This is a genomic window from Parendozoicomonas sp. 2304DJ65-17, assembly GCF_058148445.1.
Genome location: NZ_JBYVJV010000006.1, coordinates 227070 through 246177, shown reverse-complemented (window position 1 = coordinate 246177; position 19108 = coordinate 227070). Strand labels below are relative to the sequence as shown.

Sequence of the window (19108 nt, the reverse complement as noted above, 5' to 3'; positions counted from 1 at the left end):
TCAGACCAAACTCTGAGGCGTGTTTTAGTCTTTTTAATTTCTTGCTAAAACAGCCTCAATGGTTTCAACAACCTTCTCGCATTTCTCAGCATTCAGGGCATCAGCGTGAGGGTCGGTGAACTTCCCGCTATCGTTATCGAAATACCGACCACCAGCCTCAGCAAACTCTTCTGATAGAGCAGCCCTACAAAGAATATCTACACCAATACTTAAATCCTTGCCTGCCATACCGTAAGCATCTTTCACCATTTTGCTTCCTAGAAATGACGCAGGGTTGACTGACACAACCATTGGTCCAGAGTCTTTTAACGAACCAGCCAGGTGGTTGGACCACATGATAATAGCCAGCTTGCTTTGGGCATAAGCGTCACTATCCGATAACGACAACAGGTCTTTCCCGGCCAAAGACTCAAGATTCACTGGGGCTTGTGCGGCAGAGGAAATATTGACTACCCGGCTAGAGCTATCCAAAAGAGGAAGCAGCTGTTTGGTGAGCAAATAAGGAGCGATGGTGTTAACCGCAAAGCGAATATCTAACCCATCCTGAGTTATTGGGTTGGGTGTTTTGTAAACACCGGCATTGTTAATCAATACATCCAGTGTTTTATGTTTGGCCATAACAGCCTGTGCGAACGTTTTAACATCCACCAGACGAGACAAATCAGCAGTAAAACTTTCAACCTCGCCAGCACCCGGCAGAGCAGAAAGTTCACGCACAATACCTTCAAGCTTTGATGAGTTACGGCCATGCAATAAAACATGATGACCTTGAGCAACAAGCACCTTAGCAGTTTCTAAACCAATACCATCAGTTGCGCCTGTCAGCAGAATAACTTTCTTCACTCAAACTCTCCCTGTTAGCCGATCTGGCTCATCTCATTAACCGTGAACGATTCTACCGCGCCCTCAACGGCATTGAGATAATTCTTTATGTGTTGTGTATCCATGTGATTTTGCCAAAGCTCGCGTGTACCCCAGTTTTCATAGAACAAGAAGTGGGCGGGGTTTTCATTGTTCTGGTGCAGGTCGTAGTTAATACAACCTTCTTCTGCTCGAGTAGGGGCAATCAGCTTTTTCAGTTCACTTTTAACCAGTTCTACCTTACCGGTTTTGGCAATAATGTTGGCAACGATTGTAAGGTGAGCCATGTTGCACTCCATAAGTCAGCAATAGCAGGTAAATCAACAAAAGCAGAAAAGCTCTCCTTCCTTAATAGAAAAGAGAGCTTCGTATGTACCCTAACTTATAGCTTACTTTGTGATTCAGGCTGCAGTAGTTGAGTAATCTGTGTAGCCACGCTCATCACCACCGTAAAAGGTAGAGTGCGCATCGTAATCGACCGGGTTCAAAGGCAGGCTGTTTTCCATCCGGTACACTAAGTCTGGATTGGTGATAAATGGCTGACCATAAGCCACCATGTCCGCATAACCTTTCGCCAAAATGGCCTCGCCGGTTTCCTTGGTATATTTGCCCGCAACCATAATTGGATGGGGATAAATATCCCGCACCTGCTGACGATAAGACTCAGGCATTTCAGTATAGCGAGAGATGTTTTCTGAGAAGTGGATATACGCCAACTTCAACGGAGCCATTGCTTTGATCGCTTTTAAAGTCAGATCGATGATTTCCGGATCAGCGTCTTCCTCGCCATAACCTTCCGTCACAAAAGGCGACAGACGAATAGCTGTGCGGTCACCACCAATTTCTTTGGCAATAGCTTCAACAACTTCCAGCATAAAGCGCATGCGATTTTCCTGGCTGCCACCGTATTGGTCTGCTCGTTGGTTACTGGAGATGCGCATAAACTGATCCAGCAAATAGCCGTGTGCGCCGTGAATTTCTACACCATCAAAGCCTGTTTCCATAGCGTTACGGGCAGCTACCACGAAGTCATTGATAGTTTGTTGAATATCTTCAAGGCTCATTTCTCTGGGAGTACCAGTTTCAATCATGCCGAAATCACCCTCAGGGAGAGGGCCAAATACCTTATCAGAATGCTTAACAGCAGAAGCAGATACTGGTTGTTCACCAGCAATCACGCTGTGGGAGCGCCGGCCTACATGCCAAAGCTGAATAAAGACCTTACCGCCCTTCTCATGCACAGCTTTGGTAACGCGTTTCCAGCCTTCAATATGTTCAGGCGTGTAAATGCCGGGAGTCATGGAGTAGCCACGGCCAACAGCAGAAATGGGAGCACCTTCTGTAATTAAAAGCCCTGCAGTGGCACGCTGAGCATAATAGGTTGCAACCATTTCACCTGGCACATCACCAGGCTGCTCAGTGCGGGAGCGAGTCATCGGAGCCATGGCAATACGGTTGCTAAATGTCAGGCGACCAAAACTATGTTCTGAAAAAAGATGAGGATAAGACACGACGATTCTCCACTAACCAGACTTTCGACAGCACTTTTCCTGTCGAGCTGTCATTGAGTTGGCAGCAACAATACTCGTCGATAAAAGCTTCAAAAATAGGAAACGGCACAAAACGCTTTTGACAATGAATCAAAGGTACGCGAGTTTTTCGGCGAGGTAATCAATAAACACCTGTGTTCTGGCTGGCAGCACATTTTTCTTATAAAACACCGCCCAGATGTCCTTTTTCCATCCGCAGTGAAAATCCTCAAGAATGAGCTGCAACTCCCCCCGCTCAATATGTTCCTGCACAAAGAAATCCGACAGACTGGCAATACCAGCACCAGAGAGAGCTACTTTTCTCAAAACCTCACCACTTGAGCAGGAGACTGAAGGTTCAACAGGAAACCCTTCCTTCCCTTCAAAAGATAAAGGCCAAAGGTTTAGAGAGGCTGGTTGTTTAAAGCCCAGCATTCGATGGCCGGACAACTCAGTTGGGGTTTTCGGTGTTCCATACTTCTTCAGATAATCAGGTGTGGCAACTATCTGCATTCGGCTGCTTGTGAGTCTTCGGGCATTCAGGGTGGAGTCAGACAACTCTCCAACCCGAATAGCGACATCTGTCTTCTGCTGAATCAGGTCGATAACGTTTTCATCACTGACCAGTTCAAAGTGAATATCCGGATAACGCTCTAAAAAGCCAGTGAGAACAGGCGCAACCAATGTTGTGAACACTGGCGTTGAAGTATTCACTCTCAGCAACCCAGAAGGGTTGGAGAAACTGTTGGTTAATTCATGGCGGGTATCTTCAAGATCCTGAACAATCTGCCGGGCACGCTGCTCCAGCCAGCGACCTTCATCAGTTAAGTCCAAACGACGGGTTGTTCGGGTTAACAGTCGCACGTTCAGCTGTTCTTCAAGGCGGGAAAGAGAGCGGCTAACACCTGAAGGAGTTTGCCCAAGGTGTTCTGCTGCCGCAGAGAAGGAGCCATGATCAATAATCGCGAGAAAATGAACCATGGCATCGACGTTTATCATCTTTGCCCGACTGTATAGAAAGAGAACAGAGGTCGGGCCATGAAGTATGGCTGTAGGAGAGTAATAAAGTTGGTAACTCCAACCCTCTGCAGCCCGCATTCCACCATTCCTAAAAAAGTCACTTCAACTATAAAGTTGGTAACTGGAATAGGCTTACAAAGAATTTCAGTAAATATTGGGAGTAATAAAGTTGGTAACCACCATATTCTAAAAGACTTTTACTCTTAAGCAATACACACGGATAGGCTCAAAAATACCATTTTTTGAAACTTCATTCCTACTACCTCTCAGATCGATGTCACCAGATCTTGCCTAAAGCTAGTCTTCTCGCCTGGATACCCTTTCTGATTAGAGATAACCCTGGTTTCGTGGAGTACATAGTCGACAGACGTATGACTGTGCCCGTGGACCCAGAGCTTAGGCCTGTGTTGGTGTATTACTGCATCCAGTGAGGAAGCAAATCCTGTCGTCAGATTGGTTCCTTTGTACTCTGCCTTCACAGACTGTTCTGATGGTAGATGATGGGTGATGTCGATGGCGCTGTCCCCTTTGTACCGAGCAAGTTCAGCCTCAAGAAAACTGCGATGCTCTTTATGGATTCTCAAGGTGTCGTCTGCCGATAATTTTCTTTCAGAACCGTTCTCTGCGATGTGAATGAGACTGTAGTCATTCAGCCACTTTTCGCAGGTGTCCATACCTGCTTGCTGTTCACCATAGAGTGCGAAGTCAGTCCATAAGGTGGCCCCAACGAAAAGGTAACCCTGATACTGAAAAACTCCTGGGTTCAGAAAAATTACATCTTCTTGACGACACACCTCCTGCAAACGCCGGTTCGTTGCGTGCAGTTCCTTGTGGTAATACTCATGGTTGCCCGGTACATAGAGTATGGGTATATCTGGAAACCACTGGCGAGCGGCAGTGATGTCACGCTCATCAACGCTGAAAGTAGCGCAGCACATCTTTCCAACCGGGAAACTGCTGGCTACCAAAGTGAATATGTCTACCTTCAAAACCCTCCTGGCCCTTGCCGCTGAGTAAATCATCAATTAGGTAATCCCCTTTTAGAAGGCTTTTATCAGGGGAAATAATCAATTTCCTGACCATTTCAAACCCCAGATGCTGTTCCACCCATTCACGTTTTTCTGAATAGCACAGAGGGTTTTTTAGTGAAGGCGCGGTCAAAATGTAGGGTTCGTATTCTTGAAAGCTATTCAGAACAGCAATAGCCTCAACTGCACCAAAAGTTGGTGCCAGATTCCGAAAGAATCCATACTGTGACTGGGGAAACGCTATCTGCGGATTCTCTTTCAAAGCCCGTTCAAAAGCCCCGGTAAAGTCGCAGAGGACATCGTCCATATCGATGTAAATAATTGTCTTGGGCATAACTTTCTATTATTTGAACCAGATGATCAGCAGACTAAACAGCCTTTTCGAGGAGACAGCCCAACTGTAGCTTTAACCCCAGAGTTGAAGGGAACAAAATCATCTTCAATGCCATCGGAAAAGATCACTCCGTTTTCTGGCATATAGGATTCGAGACCCAGCTCTTTGTCATGGGTAATAGCGCCAAACACGATATCAGTTCCTGTTGTCTGGCTGGGAAAAGGTTCTCGCACTGTAAATTGCAGCCTCTTTTCATCCCAGCCAAAGCCTTGGGAGAGTTGATGGTCTGTTTGCCCGGCAACCGCCTGAGCCCCAGCCAGAATAGACTGGAACCATCCGGTTGATCCAAATCCTGTTGAGATAATAATGCCCGAGGATGATTGTACCTCTGTGTGCCCGCACCATTTAATTGAATAGCGAGCCGATGTATGGCTTTTGGGACCAATAAACAGGTCGTTCACGGCAAGAATGCTTTGCCCGTCATTGGTTCTTGCCTCGGCAAAGGTAACCTCCTTTGAGTCTGCGGATTCCTTGATCGTTTTCATCACAGTGCTCGAGAGATCTCCGACTTCAAAAGGGAGCAACTTTCCATCCCATCGAGCAGGGTCAGGGTTCACCGCAATCACGGGCTGGCCATCCAAATACTTCAGAGTATTGGCTACCAGACCATCCTGGCCGATAACCACAACGATGTCCTGTTGTGAGAACTGATAACTGGGCAGAAGCCTGCGTTCCAGTAACTGAAACCGGCCACAGGTTTTCAGGATGCGCTCAGCTTCAACAAGCTGCTTCTGGTAGTGATCATGCTCAGCCAGATAGTCTTGCGCATCCACCTGGCTATGCTCCAAGTAAAACTTGGCTTGAGGCCAAGTGTTGAAGCGCTCCACAAGCTCCTGCAGTCGGGTTTTTCTGAAGACAAGGACAAAACGCCGATCAACTCTGCTGCTCATGCCTGTTTCACCTTCTTCACCAGCTGCCCAACCATATCGGGACTGATATTCAACTCACCAATTTTGCCCGCATTCTGAGCCAGGGAGTCAAAGGCCATGGCCATTAACTGTTCCGGATTCATATTGGCCAGTGCCATAGCCTTCAAATTTTCAACGGGTAACTCACGATAGGCTTTCATACGAGCTGCAACTGCGTAAGCATCAGAATCGGCTTCCATTTGCTTGTTCTCAACACTGAGTACTACCAGTTCTTTTTTCTGGTTTTCCGCTTCAATCTCTGCCTGTAACCGCTCCCGCTCTGTCTCATTCTTACCCCGAAGAATGGCACGCTCATTCTGCAGGCGGGACTCTTCAATTTCCTGCTCTTTCTGCTGAACAGAGAGCTCTGTCTGCAGCTCGGCATCCTTAATAATACGCTCCTGTTCCACTGCAGACTTTCGCCGTGAATAAACTGCGTCATCCGCCTCCTGGAGAATAGATTCCCGGGCCTCAGCCTCCAACGCTCTTGCTGTTTCAGGATTCGGCATAATACCGCTTACTGTTACGTCCTGAATTTGAACACCCATATCGCTTAACGAAGCCTCATTGGGTAAAGTCTTACGCAGCATATCCACCAGTGTTTGACTCAACAAAAGAGCATTACGCAATGGGGTCGCCTGCACTTTGTTCTGCACCATTGCCTGAATTCTTCTGACCACTCTGTCGCTTAATTTCATAGGATCTTCCGAAACATAACCAGAGCTATCCGCTTTCAGGCTGAAGTTGAGCATTGTTGCGGTCTTTTCAGGATCAGTCACCTGGAAAGTTATCTGCCCCTGTACTCTGACAGCCTGGAAGTCAAATGTTTGCATGTTAAAGATGAATGGTGCTTCTTGAACACTGACAGGAACAGCGGCAATGGATGTGGTGGCAGAGTTGTAATAGAAGCTCAACCCTTTACCTTGACGGCGCACCCGACCATTAGCGCTTTTAATAACGTAGGTTGCGGAGTCTGCTTTGTAATATCTAATGCCGAACATGGTCTTTTTCCTTTTCGTTAGTGTCTATAAGTCTCTTTATTGCCAGATAGTGTCCTATAGACACAAATACGTCAAGAACTTATTTATGTCTATAGGACAATAAGTTTGCCTAACGACAAAAGCTGCATATAAAATATTGATTCTTTGGAATATTAAGCACAGCTATGAACGAAGAAGAATTCCTTGCCAGCTACAATAAAGCCGACTTCAATGCCCCACTGCTAACGGCTGATGCTGTGCTGTTTACCTATCATGAGGAGGAGGTCAAGGTTCTTCTGGTCAAACGATCCAACCACCCGGAATATGGAAAATGGGCCTTACCGGGCGGGTTTGTGAATGAGGAAACAGACAAAAACTTGCAGGAAACCATTCTCCGCAAGCTCATTGAAAAGACGGGGGTGACTCCTCCTTATCTGGAGCAACTGGCTACTTTCAGTGGCCAAGGGCGGGATAAGCGAGGCTGGTCTGTTACAGTTACCTACACAGCTCTGGTCGCTCATCAGTCCTGTGCATCCCATATTAATACCGTCAGTGATGTGCAGTGGGTGGGCTTGGATAAACTGGACACTCTTTCGTTGGCCTTTGATCACCAGGACATTATCGCTGCAGGGCGAGAAAGACTCAGGCAAAAAGCACTGTACTCCATCGTGCCAGCCTATACGCTTCCTGAAATATTCACTTTGCCAGAGCTGCAACACGTCCATGAGGTTTTAATTGGAAAGCCTCTGCAAAAAAAATCGTTCAGACGGCGTATTGAACAAGCAGAATTGCTGGAAGATACGGGGGCAAAACGCTCCGAAGGGGGCCGGCCTGCAGCTATATACAAAATGAAAAAAACAGCTGGTGAGTTTAAATTCTTACGTAATTTAGAGCTGTAATCCCCTCCCCCCTCCAATATAAAAAGAACCTTCTACGGCTATACCCAAGCGACTAGAAGGTTCAAATCAGTAACTAAACGACGCTTTTCCTGTTCATAAAAAAATCATCATTGAAAACACCATGAAAGACCCCAACTTATGGTCATTCGACTGACTGTAAGGCTAAGGGAAAATGGCAATACAAAAACACTTTGATCGGTTCGATAAAAAGATTTATCTCACCAGACGATCACCTGGATATAAAAAAGCCAAGGACAAGGACGAGAGTATCCTCAGCGAAATAAAAAAAGCATTCAAAGAAGCTGGTTATCCAGTTACCGAGACTTTTTTGCAGGGTTCTTTTGCTGTCGATACAGCGATCAATAGCCTTGAAGGTGACTACGATATTGATCGTGCACTTGTTATTGATGCCAGTAAGGCTCCAGAAGACCCGATTGAACCAAAGAAAGTTGTATTAAAGGTGCTTGAAGACAGAAACTTCAAGGATCCGAAAATTAAAAAGCCTTGCATAACGGCTGACTACCAGAGCATCAACTTGCACATTGATTATACCGTTTACAAAAAAGGCGAGGATGTTTTCGGTGATGATGTCTATCACCTTGCAGTTGGTAAAGTTGGCTCTGATCAAAATAACAAAGAGTGGTCCCCCTCAGATCCCAGAGGACTGATCGAGTGGATTAAAAATGTGGATAGTTATGGGGCAGGCTCTCTTGATAAGGGCAAACAGTACAAGCGCTTAGTCCGGTATATGAAGCGTTGGAGAGACTTCAATTTCAACGAAGAAACTGGAAAAAAACTGTTCTCTATCGGGCTCACGATCATGCTGAAAGAGCAGTACAAACCAGGTTGGTTTACCAGTGAGACAAAGGATGACTTAGTCGCTCTAAAGGCTGCCGTTGATGGTATTCTTGATGACAGCTACCTCCGTGCTCCCTTATTTACTGAAAATTATCGGGTGTACACGAAACTACCGAAAACTCCTCGACGGGATATTTTCCAGCATAAGATCACCGGCGGTGAAACTGAATCAGGCAGCGACTTAAACCTGGGTGAACAGTTTAAAAACAAGTTGACCAGGCTTCAGACCGAACTTCAGAAAGCCATTGATGAAAGCTGTGAAATCAAGCAGTGCACTCTATTAAACATGGTTTTTGGTGATGACTTCATCGTTCCAGAAGCGAGTGATAAGAAAAAAGCTTCATCTATAGCAGCAGGTGCTGCGTTGTTTTCATCAGCAGGTGCGTCAGGAACCTCACAAGGAGCCTGATTTGTCTTTAAATTACGAAGCGATTTTTCAGCACTTTTTAAGTAGTGAATATTATGTAGAGCCTGCCTTGCTTCATGATAAAGATGCGCTATCTGTCACTTTCGAAGCAGCAGATAAACTTATATCACTTGTTCATGTTTGCACGGATGAGCTGAGTCAGCTGCCCCAGTTTTATCTGAAGAACCATAAAGACTATGGCTCGCTGGCACATGTATTACCTTCCAGTGTCTACAGTGGATATGGGTACATATGTGTCAATCACCTAGACTCTGTTTCAGTTAATTTTGAACGTCCGGAACTGGCCTTTGAAGAGTCTATTTGTCGCCACATCAACCTGCTGAAGTCTTTGCTTGAGGATTCAGATTTCAATCAGGAAGAGCTGAAAAGAGAGTTCCTTACGAACTGGCAGAAGAGCACAGAGCACTTGTATGGCAATGTTAGCAAGTACCTGTTCTGTTCCTCCAATGGCTATGACTTTCAGCGGTTAGAACTATATTTACCATTGTCTAGGCACCGCAAATTTTCCATCCCTGCATCTTATGTGGCTTTACCGTGCAATGGTGAAGGCTCAGAAATAGCAGCTTATTTCTCTAAAGAAAAGAGAAAGCAACCAGCCAGCGGCCTCTGCTTCGTTATTCCTCTGAAAGAGGTTGAGACCAGTTTTCCAGAAACGGAATCATCTTTGAAGCGTTGGCTGGCTGATGCCTTGGATAAAGTCGCTGAAGCAACGAAGAGAAGTATAAAGACAGAGCTGTGGGGCCCAAGAGCCAAAGAGTTTTGGCTTGTGCTCAATCTCCCTACGCCATCTGGAACGAGTTGGCTTGGTGTTCGACTCTACCGAGACCAGAGAAGGTCCTTTCCAAGTACCCTTGAAAAAATGTCAGGCTGGAAAGTGGCTCCATTTCATGTCGATTCTTTCAACAAAGATCGGCTAATGCCTCGCAGCGGAGCAGAAAGCCCTCTTACAAATAAGCATGTCCTTCTGGTTGGAAGTGGATCAGTTGGCAGTGAGCTGGCCCATAAGTTAGGAGCTGCTGGGGTTGGTCATATAGATATATCGGATATCGATATATTCACTCCCTCCAACACTTATCGTCATACTCTTGATCAGTCTTCTATATATCAACTCAAATCAACATCTGTAGCCAAACAGCTCATAAAAAAATACCCTTGGGTAAAAGCAACAGGTCTTCCGTTCTCCCTGCTCAGCCTGAGGGTTGAAAAGTTACTGTCACCGTATGATCTGGTAGTTGTTGCTATTGGCGCTCCAACGCATGAAAGGTTATTCCACGAGCACATAACTCAAACTCGGGTTAAGACACCGGTAATTTACACTTGGCTTGAAGGTTATGGAGTAGGAGGGCATGCAGTATTAGATTTGCCTGACGCTAGTGGCTGCCTGCGTTGTGCTTATGTAGAACCAGAAACAGGTACCCGTGGACTGGCATCGAACCTGAATTTTCTAGCTGCAAACCAGAACATAGTTAAAAACCATGCTGGTTGCGGAGAAATGTTTATCCCTTATGGGGCTGTCAGTTCAACCCAGACAGCGGTCATGGCCGCAGATCTAGGCATCCGCTTCTTGAACGGGCAAGTGACATCATCAACAAAAGTCAGCTGGAAGGGGGATGAGTCAGATGCAGAAAACGCAGGCTTAAAATTCACTCCTCGTTTCAACAGCTTTCACGCTTCACTCAAAAAGCTCCCATTACTCCATCCTCTCTGCGATGTATGCAACCCGAGTGAGCATAAAGAGTACAGTCATAGCTCTACACGGTTACGCATTCCTCAGTCGATAGAAAAGAAGTTAAGGTCCTATAGACAGACATCGCCCGACATGACTGAAGCCGCAGGATTGCTGATCGGTTTTAATACAAGTAACGGTGAAACCTGCATTCATCAGCTGACAACTCCCAGGAAAACAGACATCCGCCAAAGAGCTCGCTTTCACCTAGATGCTCCTGCTCACCAAAGGGAGGTAGACACTGCTTTTGAAGGTTCAGATCATATATTGGGCTATTTGGGTACCTGGCATTCTCATCCTCAGGATTTCCCCGAACCATCACTTCCCGACACGGTTGACTGGCAAACACACGACCAGGAAAACCATGAGAGACAACTGTTTTTCATTGTTGTTGGTCGTTTGAAAACAGCTGTTTATACCGCTATGGATGACAAAATTATTGAACTGGAACCAACCAGCTCAGAGGCCAGCAGCAAAGTATGATATGGAACAGAATAAAGTGGTTATTTCTCACCTTCCTCAAATTTAGACGAACCGCATATCCCCGAACCTTATGGGGGGCAAAACTCTGCACACTGGCTCTGGCAGGTACTGCTTTCTCACTGGGGGTCTTTAAGATCAATTTCACCAATGGCTATCTTATAGACTCACTGGAGCTGACGGCCCAGCAAGCTTCCCTCTACTCTGTATTCGTAAGTATCGGCTTAGCCGCTGTGGGGTCACTGCTGATTTATTCTGAATGGAATATGAAAATGCGACATACAGCCAAGGTCTTTATCTCTTCTTTGCCAGGTACATCGAATGATTTCCCTGATGAGATACTTGACCCCACAGAGAAAGAGTTCTGTCGGGAGGCGATTACCCTTGGTATCCCTCAGGGGCATATAGAGGATTTCAAACAACAAACCAGGCGTTACAACGCTGAACTCGAAGCCGATACCTTTAAGCGCTTTATCCTTCATGACAAAGGTCAGCGGTTATACATAGGTGGATTAGCCAGAATCCCTTTCTTGGTGGCTTACGGGGCATTTCTACGCAATATCTCCAGTGAGGTCCTGTACTTCGATCGCTTTCGCAGAGATGGCCGTTGGTCGCTGTTAAATGACTCTGATGAAGATATTTCATTTAACGAGGTGCAACTCGTCACTCAAATCAACGACGATGGTGATATAGCCCTAGCCGCTGGATTTACCACTCCCATTACTGTTGAACAGCTACCTATAGAACTGCAAGACCACACTACGATTTTGCTTCCCGGCACAGGCCATGGCAGAAACCTGATTAAGAATCAGGAAAACCTTTGTCGCTTGAGCGGCGAAATATGCCAATGGATTGACCAGTTATCAGCTTTACCCGGTTGCAGGAGGGTTCACCTTTTTCTTTCAGTTCAATCAACCTTTGCTATTGAACTGGGTAGAAGGTTCCAGGAAGGCACCCAGAAAAACTGGGTGATTCATAACTTTAACCCTGACGTGAACGCATACGACTGGTCTCTCGAACTTTCAAGGTCTGGCGTAAAGCTAAACAGTCAGTGCATAGAAACCAACACCACCCGCCAATTGGAAACTACGACGACTTGAACTGCAGTTAATCAACCATAGCCAGAGTCCAAACTCTCTTAAGAGGTAACTCAGCTTTGATCTCATCATCCAACTTCTCGTAGTGAAGAAACAGCTGTTCGAGCAGATCATGCTGAGTCCAAAGCCGAACTCTGAAAAAGCTGGATGCCAGCTCCTTTTGAACATTGCCTTTAAAACCACCCCAAGCTACAAACAGTCCTTGGGTGGCGTTAAATTTGGTCATGGCTCCCATCAACTTATCCACGGTAGGACGATCAACCAAACCATCACCGGATTTCACCTCAATACAAATGCGCTGACTCCCAAATCCCATAGGGCCATCTCCGGCCAGGATATCCGCACCACCATCGGCTCCTTCCGGGCTTTGCCAGCAGGTATATCCCTGAGCTTCCAGAATCGCGGTTACCAGTCGAGTCAGGTTATGTCCTTTGAATTTGGCTTCGATAAGCTTGACGATCTGAGCATGAGCCAACTCTTCCAGATTGGTATCTGCATTTTCGTCACTGGCATCATCGTCATTATCTGTTACTGGCGCTGCGGACTTAATAATATGTTTTTGTGTTTCAGGCTCCCAGCCAGAGCGAGCCATATCTTCCAACCGCTGCTCAGCATTATTCCGCTTTACGCGACATACCGTCATAAACGCGCCAAAGCTGTAGAGCAAATCCTGAGAGAAATGAGAGCGAGGCACACCATTGGCTTCCCACTCAACGGAACGCCAATGAAAATAGGGGTTATCTGCGTCAGGCTGATGCTGGTAATCAGACATAACCTTGCCCACATAGACGACAGGCTGTGTCTTAGAAGGCAGTACTACTCTGTCTCCCTGCTTCATAGCATGAGCAAAAGGCCAGATCTGACTGGCATGGTTGATCAACCGCTTCGGCTTCTCATCTCCATAGAGTTCACCCAGGTGGGCAATTAACTCACTACGCTCATGAAGGCTATCCAGAGGGAAGTTAAGGTCATCCCATGTCAGGTAGATGCGATTTTCCAGCAAAAACTTTTGCTCATACTGGCCCTGCGCACCAGCTCTGACGAGCCAAACTGCCATGCTTAGTTTCTCCTCAGAGTATAATCAGCAGACTCATTACCACGAGCGGCCGTGAAACTCGCACTCTCCCAAAATGGTCTCAGGTCTAACTGGTTGAGGCATGCAAAGAGTTTATGGTACCAGAACTTCCATTCTCGCCTTGTGAGGGTCCCCATTGATGGAGGGCTAGCCTCTTCCTCTACCCTTAGTCGCAAATGCTCAAAATCTTGAAAACGAATTTCATCAATAAGAATTTCCGATAAATTTCTGAACTGCCCCTCCACCAAGTTTTTTATCTCATAGACTTGGTTCCAAGTATCGAGCTTTTGTCTAATAGCCGCATCTTGGGATACCCATACAACGGATACTGTAGGATGTGGATCTCGAAGCAAATCAACCTGAATATCAACATACTGATAGCTTGATTCAGTGTAGGGATAAAAAGAAGGTCGCTGGTTCCCTTGATGATCAAGAAATATATTCTTCGCCTTTTTTGCATCTTGGTTGCAAACATCACAAAGTGGAATCAGGTTATATGGGTGAACTGCAAAAATCGAATATTTAGATTGACATAGTTGATGGTCATAATCTGATCTCCACTGCTCAGACTCGCTGACATTCGCTCGGTAAGTGTTTAATAGTTGCATCCCACATGCCTTGCATACTCGACCATTAGATTCCACAAACGCCTGAAAATGATCATTTATATTAATGCCTGAGCATGCATTTATCACACCCTGCAAGCCCTTCGTTGATGTATAAAGATGAGAGGAAACTACCTTAAGCTCACTTCTCACCCTTGAAGGGATCCCAGAAAGAAAGTGTGGATGTGGATTCTGAAAAAATTGTTCTAAGTTTTGATGAGCATTACATACATCGAACACTCTCTGTCGTTGTGCAGTATCAAGTAATTGAATTTCAATAAACAACAAACGAAATTTATCACGGGTAAGGTTTTTTTCTGCGCGAGAATTGTTCTCTTTTGCATTATCCCAGCAAGCCTGCCCAACAGCCCCGGGGCGAAATAATTCGCGGCGAAACTCCCCATCACCGATAGAGCTCTGTAAAAAAAATAACAGCTCTGCATTGAGTTCTTCGAAAACTTCAAAGCTGGGGGTGCTTTGTGAAAGAGTGAACAGCATTAGTGACTCAACTTCCTTATCAAATAAGCCTTTTCAGCAGAGAGCCCCAAGTTTTCCTCTATCCATTCACGAGCATGATCATCACCCTTTTTCAGCTGCTCACGGATTTCATCAATGACACTGTGAGAGATCAACGAGTGAAGATTGAAATATTCTTTTGTCAAAACATCAAATGAAGCGCCATAAGTCTGGTTAGCAACTGGAGACATAATAACTATGAGATCTTCACTCTTCCTGAATTGAAAAACATTCTCCTTTTTCAAAGACGAAACCATAAACGGCGAATGAGTAGACACAAAAACTTGTACCTTTGAATTCTGCACGTTTTTATTTATTGACCTATCAAGGTAGCTATGGAAGTGCGTACGCCATGATGGGTTAAGGTGCGTTTCTGGCTCATCTAAAAGAAAGAGTGTTCGACTGTCTCTGAAAACGACGCCCGCAGACAAAACCTGTAACAGTTGAGCTTCACCATCTGAGATATCCTCAAAGGATATTGGAGATCCGCCTTCACTACCCAAACATAGAGAAACCAATTGTAAAGGGGCCTTCCACTTTTGTGGTTTCTTCACATTGCCAATAAAACTATCTTGTCTTAAAGAGCGTTTCATTTCTCCATTCCAGAATTCAGCACCTAACATTTGGATACGAAATAGCTTTTCAAACAGAATGATTGGTTCGAAAAAAGAACTGCTTATCTCTTCACATAAATTATCATTAGAAAAATCGAGCGTGATTTCACCCGCTAAGTAATCTAATTCAAACTGATTATAAACATCCGAAGACGTTTTATCTGATAACGCTTTGAAATGTTGGCTATCAATACCTCCAACACACCTTATCAGTTTGGCTATATCCAGCAGTGCTCCAGCATCATGTGTAAATTTTCTTAAATCGTACCTAAGCTTTGCAGAGCTGATATGATCAAACCGTTGTTCGGCGCCAAAGACTTCGGTCGCTTCATGACTCCCCCAGCCTCCCAAGCTAGTCAATAGCAACCCCGTGCTGTCATGATCAAAGTATTTCATCATGGGCACAGGCGTAGCTCGAAGCCCTGCTTCAGGGTTTTCTGTGATCCTAAAATCACCGCCTTGTTCAGGGAATATACCTGGGTAGCGTTTTTGGTAATAGCTATAAGCCTCTTCGATTTGACGGTCACCCAACACCAAATCTGCTTCCGTAAGGTGTCTTTCTTTTTCGTCAAAATTTTCTTTTATTGTGGCTAAGCGAGTTTCCCATAAACGTTTAGCATTCATTGCGTCCATATACTGAATGCTATTTTTCATAAAGGATCGTTGTAGATTCTCATTCAGGCCTGATGAGTAACCAATAATATGGCTTGGTAAAGGCAAACTATCTGACCCTTGAGGAATGTTTCCATCTTTCCACCAAGCAATTCTGCCGTTGTGCTCTATTCGGACTTCATAGCTGTTCTCTGAATCCTCTGAGTCATAGGGCTGAATTGAGTAAACCAATGCAGTTGATAAGTTATCAAACCAAGAACGAACCTTAAAATCCTGTCTTTGCCAACGTTCCAGATATGCAAAGATCTCAGAAATCACCTCTAACAGCTGAGACTTACCCGAGCCATTCAAACCAATCAGTGCAAGGATATTGCCCTGAGTCTGGCTAAAGTCGAAGTGCTGGTCTTTCAACCCTTTGTACTGGCCATCCAGAGTGAGTGACAGTAACTTCATTTACGCTGTCTTCCGTGAACGTTTTTTAGGTTTGAGCGCAACACGCTCTGCCTTGATTTTCTCCAGTAGTGCTTCAGCGGAGTTCTCACCACTGATTAACTCTGGGTTATCCTTACGCCACTGTTCGGTCAGTTCGCCCCGGAAGGCTTTGGCGAGGATAGATTGAGTGAGGTTATTCACCCGGGCCAGTGCGGCTTCGGTTTGTTTGTCGATGGTGTCGGCGTGTGTGAAGAGTTGTTCTACTCTGCGAACGATTTCGGCTTGAATCGACTTATTTGGTAACCATAAATTAAACAACCTAAGATCCGATAAGTTTATTCGTCGCTGCGCCGAGCCTATCTGTTTTTCCACAAAAGCTTGTTGAAAAGCGGGAGATAAAATCTGCAGTAAAATGAATTTCGGCAAAACCTGCTCTGATAGTTTTATAACGGCTAAAGCTCGGTTAACGTTCGCTCCAGCCAGTTCCGGAGGAATGATAACTGCCCTTCCGATTGTTGCCATTACAGAAAGAACAATATCACCAGCCTCAACAACCGTTCTTTTGAATTCATTAGACAACTGCGCTGAAATTTTAAATATATCAGTATTATTAAGCTCACCCCATTTCCCTACATCCATTACCCTGATCATAGGGACACCATTTTTATCATAATTACCGGGTTTCAAAACCCCGTAGGACAGCTGCTTTTTGTTTTTTAATATATCCTCGAACTTCACATAGTCACTTTCAGGAATACATGTTGAACAATCCGTCAGCTTCCCACTCACAGCGGCAGCCAGTACCGATTGACGGAAACGCTTCATAGTTTCGCGGGTGCGTTCAAGGCAAACTTTGGTGTTTTCTACCTGTGCCAGTAGAGTGCCGAGCTTTTGGGCGATGATTTGTTGTTCAGCTAATGGTGGAACTGGAACAGGGATAGCATCCAAATTCCCCTTATTCAGTTTTGGCTGAGCAGATCCAGTTATCCATGGTTTTAAATCCAAAGAATTCACATATAAAGAAATATACGTGCATGGCATTCCACCCAACGTTTTTAGTGCATGAGCATGATTGTTAACCCAGTATTTACCACCAACTATAAATGCCAGTGGCTTCGACTTTGACAGTAGATTAGCCCCATCTTCACCTATGAGAATATGCTCTCCCTCATGAGTGAAGTCATTTAACGAATCAATTTGCCCAGTGGCTCCAAAGTAAGGGTAACTTCCTTTTATCTCAGCTCGTTTTGCCAGCGATATTGGCTTTCTAAGGTTGTTAGTATTAAGAGCAACTTCACCAATGCTGGACATAGCCCATTGCTGGGGTATTATTTCCGTCATCACTCAACCCCACCCAAAACTTCACCAATCAATGTCTTCTGCCCATCAGCCGCTTTGCCTTCACCCAGCTCCCGCATCAAGCTATCCAGCTCACCCAACGCCTGCACCAGCTCACCCATAGCTTCTCCAGCCAGCACACCGGGTTCAGGCAGGTTTTCAGCATCTACGCTGTCCGTATCTTTCAGCCAGCTGATATCGAGAGAATCAGATTTATGTTCAGCAATCCATTTTCGAGAGAAACAACGCCAGCGACTGTGAGCAAGTTTGTTATCGACATCTTGATTTTCATCGGTGCTGTCCAGCTCAATCTCTTCCGCATTGAAGCTCCACTCACCTTCAGTGCGCTTGCTAGTGCCATCAGGTTTCTTCCCAAACACCTTCTCGAAGGGCTTCAGTTGAGCTTCACCAAAGGGTGTTCGCTTACCGAAATTGGGCATATTGGTTCGCAGGTCATAGACCCATACGTTTTTGGTGCAGTTCTCTTCTTGAAACTTTTTCTCTGGTGATCCTTTGGTGAAGAACAATACGTTAGTCTTCACACCCGCAGCATAAAAGATACCTGTAGGTAATCTCAGGATGGTGTGCAGGTTGCACTTGTTCATTAAGTCTTGTCGTACATCTGTGCCAGTACCGCTTTCAAACAATACATTATCTGGCAATACCACCGCAGCCCTACCACCGGGTTTGAGGTTGCGGTAGATATGTTGCAGAAAGGCCAGTTGTTTGTTGCTGGTTGGGTAGGTGAGGTCATCACGAGTAATAGACGCTTCACCACCTTTACTGGTACCAAAGGGCGGGTTGGCCAGAATGATGTCGGCAGCAGGCAAATCGGAACCTGCTTTACCGAGAGCATTACCCAAGTGCACGACACCGTCTGCATCGCCTTCCATGCCGTGGAGCAGGCAGTTCATGAGTGATAAACGACGGGTTGATGGCACCAGTTCGACGCCTATAAAAGCTTCATTTTTTTGGAAACGTCGAGCTTTGGAAGAAAGGTCATAAAGTTTGTCAGTCTGTTTTTTTATGTACTGATCTGCCGCGATTAGAAAGCCCGCGGTACCCGCCGCAGGATCTTGAATTGTTTCTCCAGCCTGAGGCTTAATGCAACGCACCATGGAATCAATTAAAGGACGGGGAGTGAAATATTGTCCGGCACCGGACTTGGTTTCGTTGGCGTTCTTTTGTAGCAAGCCTTCATAGAGATTACCCAGACCGTCTTTCTGGGCATCGAACCAGTTGATCTTGTCCAGAGATTTGATCATCTGTTCCAGATGACGAGGTTCCCGCAGTCGGGTTTGAGCATCGGCATAAATAGCAGTAATCAGCGGATCGGTGTGAATCTGTTCACCTTGCGCATCTTTGCCTGACGAGAGATTTAGAAGTATTTGCCGGTAGCTTTCCAACAGATTAATGCCGGATATATCCTTCAAATCTGTCCAGCGATGCCCCTTAGGCAGCAGGTGATTCTGTAGTGTGCCTGCTTCGGTGTTCTCGTGGGCCATTTTGATAAACAGCAACAACACCAGCTCGGTGACATAATCCGAGTAATTGATACCATCGTCACGGAGCACATCACAGAGATTCCAGAGTTTCTGAACGATATTGTCATTAGTCATGGTGTTCTCCAGGGCCGTGGTGAAGCCCTGCGTTATAAAAGAAGTATGCCGCCATTATTCATGAATAAAGCGAAGATAGGTATAGGACAA

At 45.6% G+C, this 19108-nt stretch carries 17 protein-coding genes; 4 read left to right on the top strand and 13 right to left on the bottom strand.

Annotated features, from left to right (window positions below):
* Nucleotides 1–33: 33 nt before the first annotated feature.
* The 8 genes from ACY2RR_RS16360 to ACY2RR_RS16325 all read right to left on the bottom strand — a co-directional run bounded on the left by ACY2RR_RS16360 (nt 34) and on the right by ACY2RR_RS16325 (nt 6741).
* Nucleotides 34–843 carry an SDR family NAD(P)-dependent oxidoreductase gene (locus ACY2RR_RS16360; protein WP_490109239.1) on the bottom strand — a complete coding sequence of 270 codons (810 nt, stop codon included), beginning with the start codon at nt 841–843 and terminating at the stop codon, nt 34–36.
* Nucleotides 844–857: 14 nt separating this feature from the next.
* On the bottom strand, nt 858–1148 hold the full coding sequence (locus ACY2RR_RS16355) for a putative quinol monooxygenase (RefSeq protein ID WP_490109238.1): 291 nt from the start codon (nt 1146–1148) through the stop codon (nt 858–860).
* Nucleotides 1149–1262: 114 nt separating this feature from the next.
* On the bottom strand, nt 1263–2372 hold the full coding sequence (locus tag ACY2RR_RS16350) for an alkene reductase (protein ID WP_490109237.1): 1110 nt from the start codon (nt 2370–2372) through the stop codon (nt 1263–1265).
* 129 nt (nt 2373–2501) lie between these two features.
* Nucleotides 2502–3488, bottom strand: a complete 987-nt coding sequence (locus ACY2RR_RS16345) for a LysR family transcriptional regulator (RefSeq protein ID WP_490109236.1) — start codon at nt 3486–3488, stop codon at nt 2502–2504.
* 188 nt (nt 3489–3676) lie between these two features.
* Nucleotides 3677–4348, bottom strand: coding sequence for a metallophosphoesterase (locus ACY2RR_RS16340; RefSeq protein ID WP_490109235.1), 672 nt, complete (start codon nt 4346–4348; stop codon nt 3677–3679).
* A complete protein-coding gene (locus ACY2RR_RS16335) occupies nt 4323–4772 on the bottom strand; it encodes a 5' nucleotidase, NT5C type (RefSeq protein ID WP_490109234.1) in 450 nt (149 codons plus the stop codon). The genes ACY2RR_RS16340 and ACY2RR_RS16335 overlap by 26 nt, the downstream gene beginning before the upstream one ends.
* A 26-nt stretch (nt 4773–4798) precedes the next feature.
* Nucleotides 4799–5722, bottom strand: coding sequence for a diacylglycerol kinase catalytic domain-containing protein (locus ACY2RR_RS16330; protein WP_490109233.1), 924 nt, complete (start codon nt 5720–5722; stop codon nt 4799–4801).
* On the bottom strand, nt 5719–6741 hold the full coding sequence (locus tag ACY2RR_RS16325) for an SPFH domain-containing protein (RefSeq protein ID WP_490109232.1): 1023 nt from the start codon (nt 6739–6741) through the stop codon (nt 5719–5721). Before ACY2RR_RS16325 ends, ACY2RR_RS16330 begins: the two co-directional genes overlap by 4 nt.
* Nucleotides 6742–6905: 164 nt before the next feature.
* Here ACY2RR_RS16325 and ACY2RR_RS16320 point away from each other — a divergent pair, with 164 nt between their 5' ends.
* From ACY2RR_RS16320 to ACY2RR_RS16305, 4 genes are all read left to right on the top strand, one after another.
* A complete protein-coding gene (locus ACY2RR_RS16320; protein WP_490109231.1) occupies nt 6906–7619 on the top strand; it encodes an NUDIX hydrolase in 714 nt (237 codons plus the stop codon).
* Between the two features lie 172 nt (nt 7620–7791).
* Complete coding sequence (locus tag ACY2RR_RS16315) at nt 7792–8886, top strand: cyclic GMP-AMP synthase DncV-like nucleotidyltransferase (protein WP_490109230.1); 1095 nt, start codon at nt 7792–7794, stop codon at nt 8884–8886.
* A gap of 1 nt (nt 8887) precedes the next feature.
* Nucleotides 8888–11113: a ThiF family adenylyltransferase gene (locus tag ACY2RR_RS16310; RefSeq protein WP_490109229.1), complete on the top strand. Its 2226-nt coding sequence runs from the start codon at nt 8888–8890 to the stop codon at nt 11111–11113.
* Nucleotides 11110–12210, top strand: coding sequence for an SAVED domain-containing protein (locus tag ACY2RR_RS16305; RefSeq protein WP_490109228.1), 1101 nt, complete (start codon nt 11110–11112; stop codon nt 12208–12210). Before ACY2RR_RS16310 ends, ACY2RR_RS16305 begins: the two co-directional genes overlap by 4 nt.
* A gap of 7 nt (nt 12211–12217) precedes the next feature.
* Here ACY2RR_RS16305 and ACY2RR_RS16300 read toward each other — a convergent pair whose 3' ends face one another.
* From ACY2RR_RS16300 to ACY2RR_RS16280, 5 genes are read right to left on the bottom strand one after another with little or no spacing between them, the layout of a single operon-like run.
* Nucleotides 12218–13264, bottom strand: a complete 1047-nt coding sequence (locus ACY2RR_RS16300; protein ID WP_490109227.1) for a restriction endonuclease — start codon at nt 13262–13264, stop codon at nt 12218–12220.
* Nucleotides 13265–13266: 2 nt separating this feature from the next.
* Complete coding sequence (locus tag ACY2RR_RS16295) at nt 13267–14385, bottom strand: hypothetical protein (RefSeq protein WP_490109226.1); 1119 nt, start codon at nt 14383–14385, stop codon at nt 13267–13269.
* Nucleotides 14385–16082: an AAA family ATPase gene (locus ACY2RR_RS16290; RefSeq protein WP_490109225.1), complete on the bottom strand. Its 1698-nt coding sequence runs from the start codon at nt 16080–16082 to the stop codon at nt 14385–14387. Before ACY2RR_RS16290 ends, ACY2RR_RS16295 begins: the two co-directional genes overlap by 1 nt.
* The gene (locus ACY2RR_RS16285; RefSeq protein WP_490109330.1) at nt 16083–17402 is read right to left on the bottom strand and encodes a restriction endonuclease subunit S; all 1320 of its coding nucleotides are present in this window, start codon (nt 17400–17402) and stop codon (nt 16083–16085) included.
* Nucleotides 17402–19018 (bottom strand): class I SAM-dependent DNA methyltransferase, encoded by a 1617-nt coding sequence (locus tag ACY2RR_RS16280; RefSeq protein ID WP_490109224.1) that lies wholly within the window; start codon nt 19016–19018, stop codon nt 17402–17404. The genes ACY2RR_RS16285 and ACY2RR_RS16280 overlap by 1 nt, the downstream gene beginning before the upstream one ends.
* Nucleotides 19019–19108 lie beyond the last annotated feature (90 nt).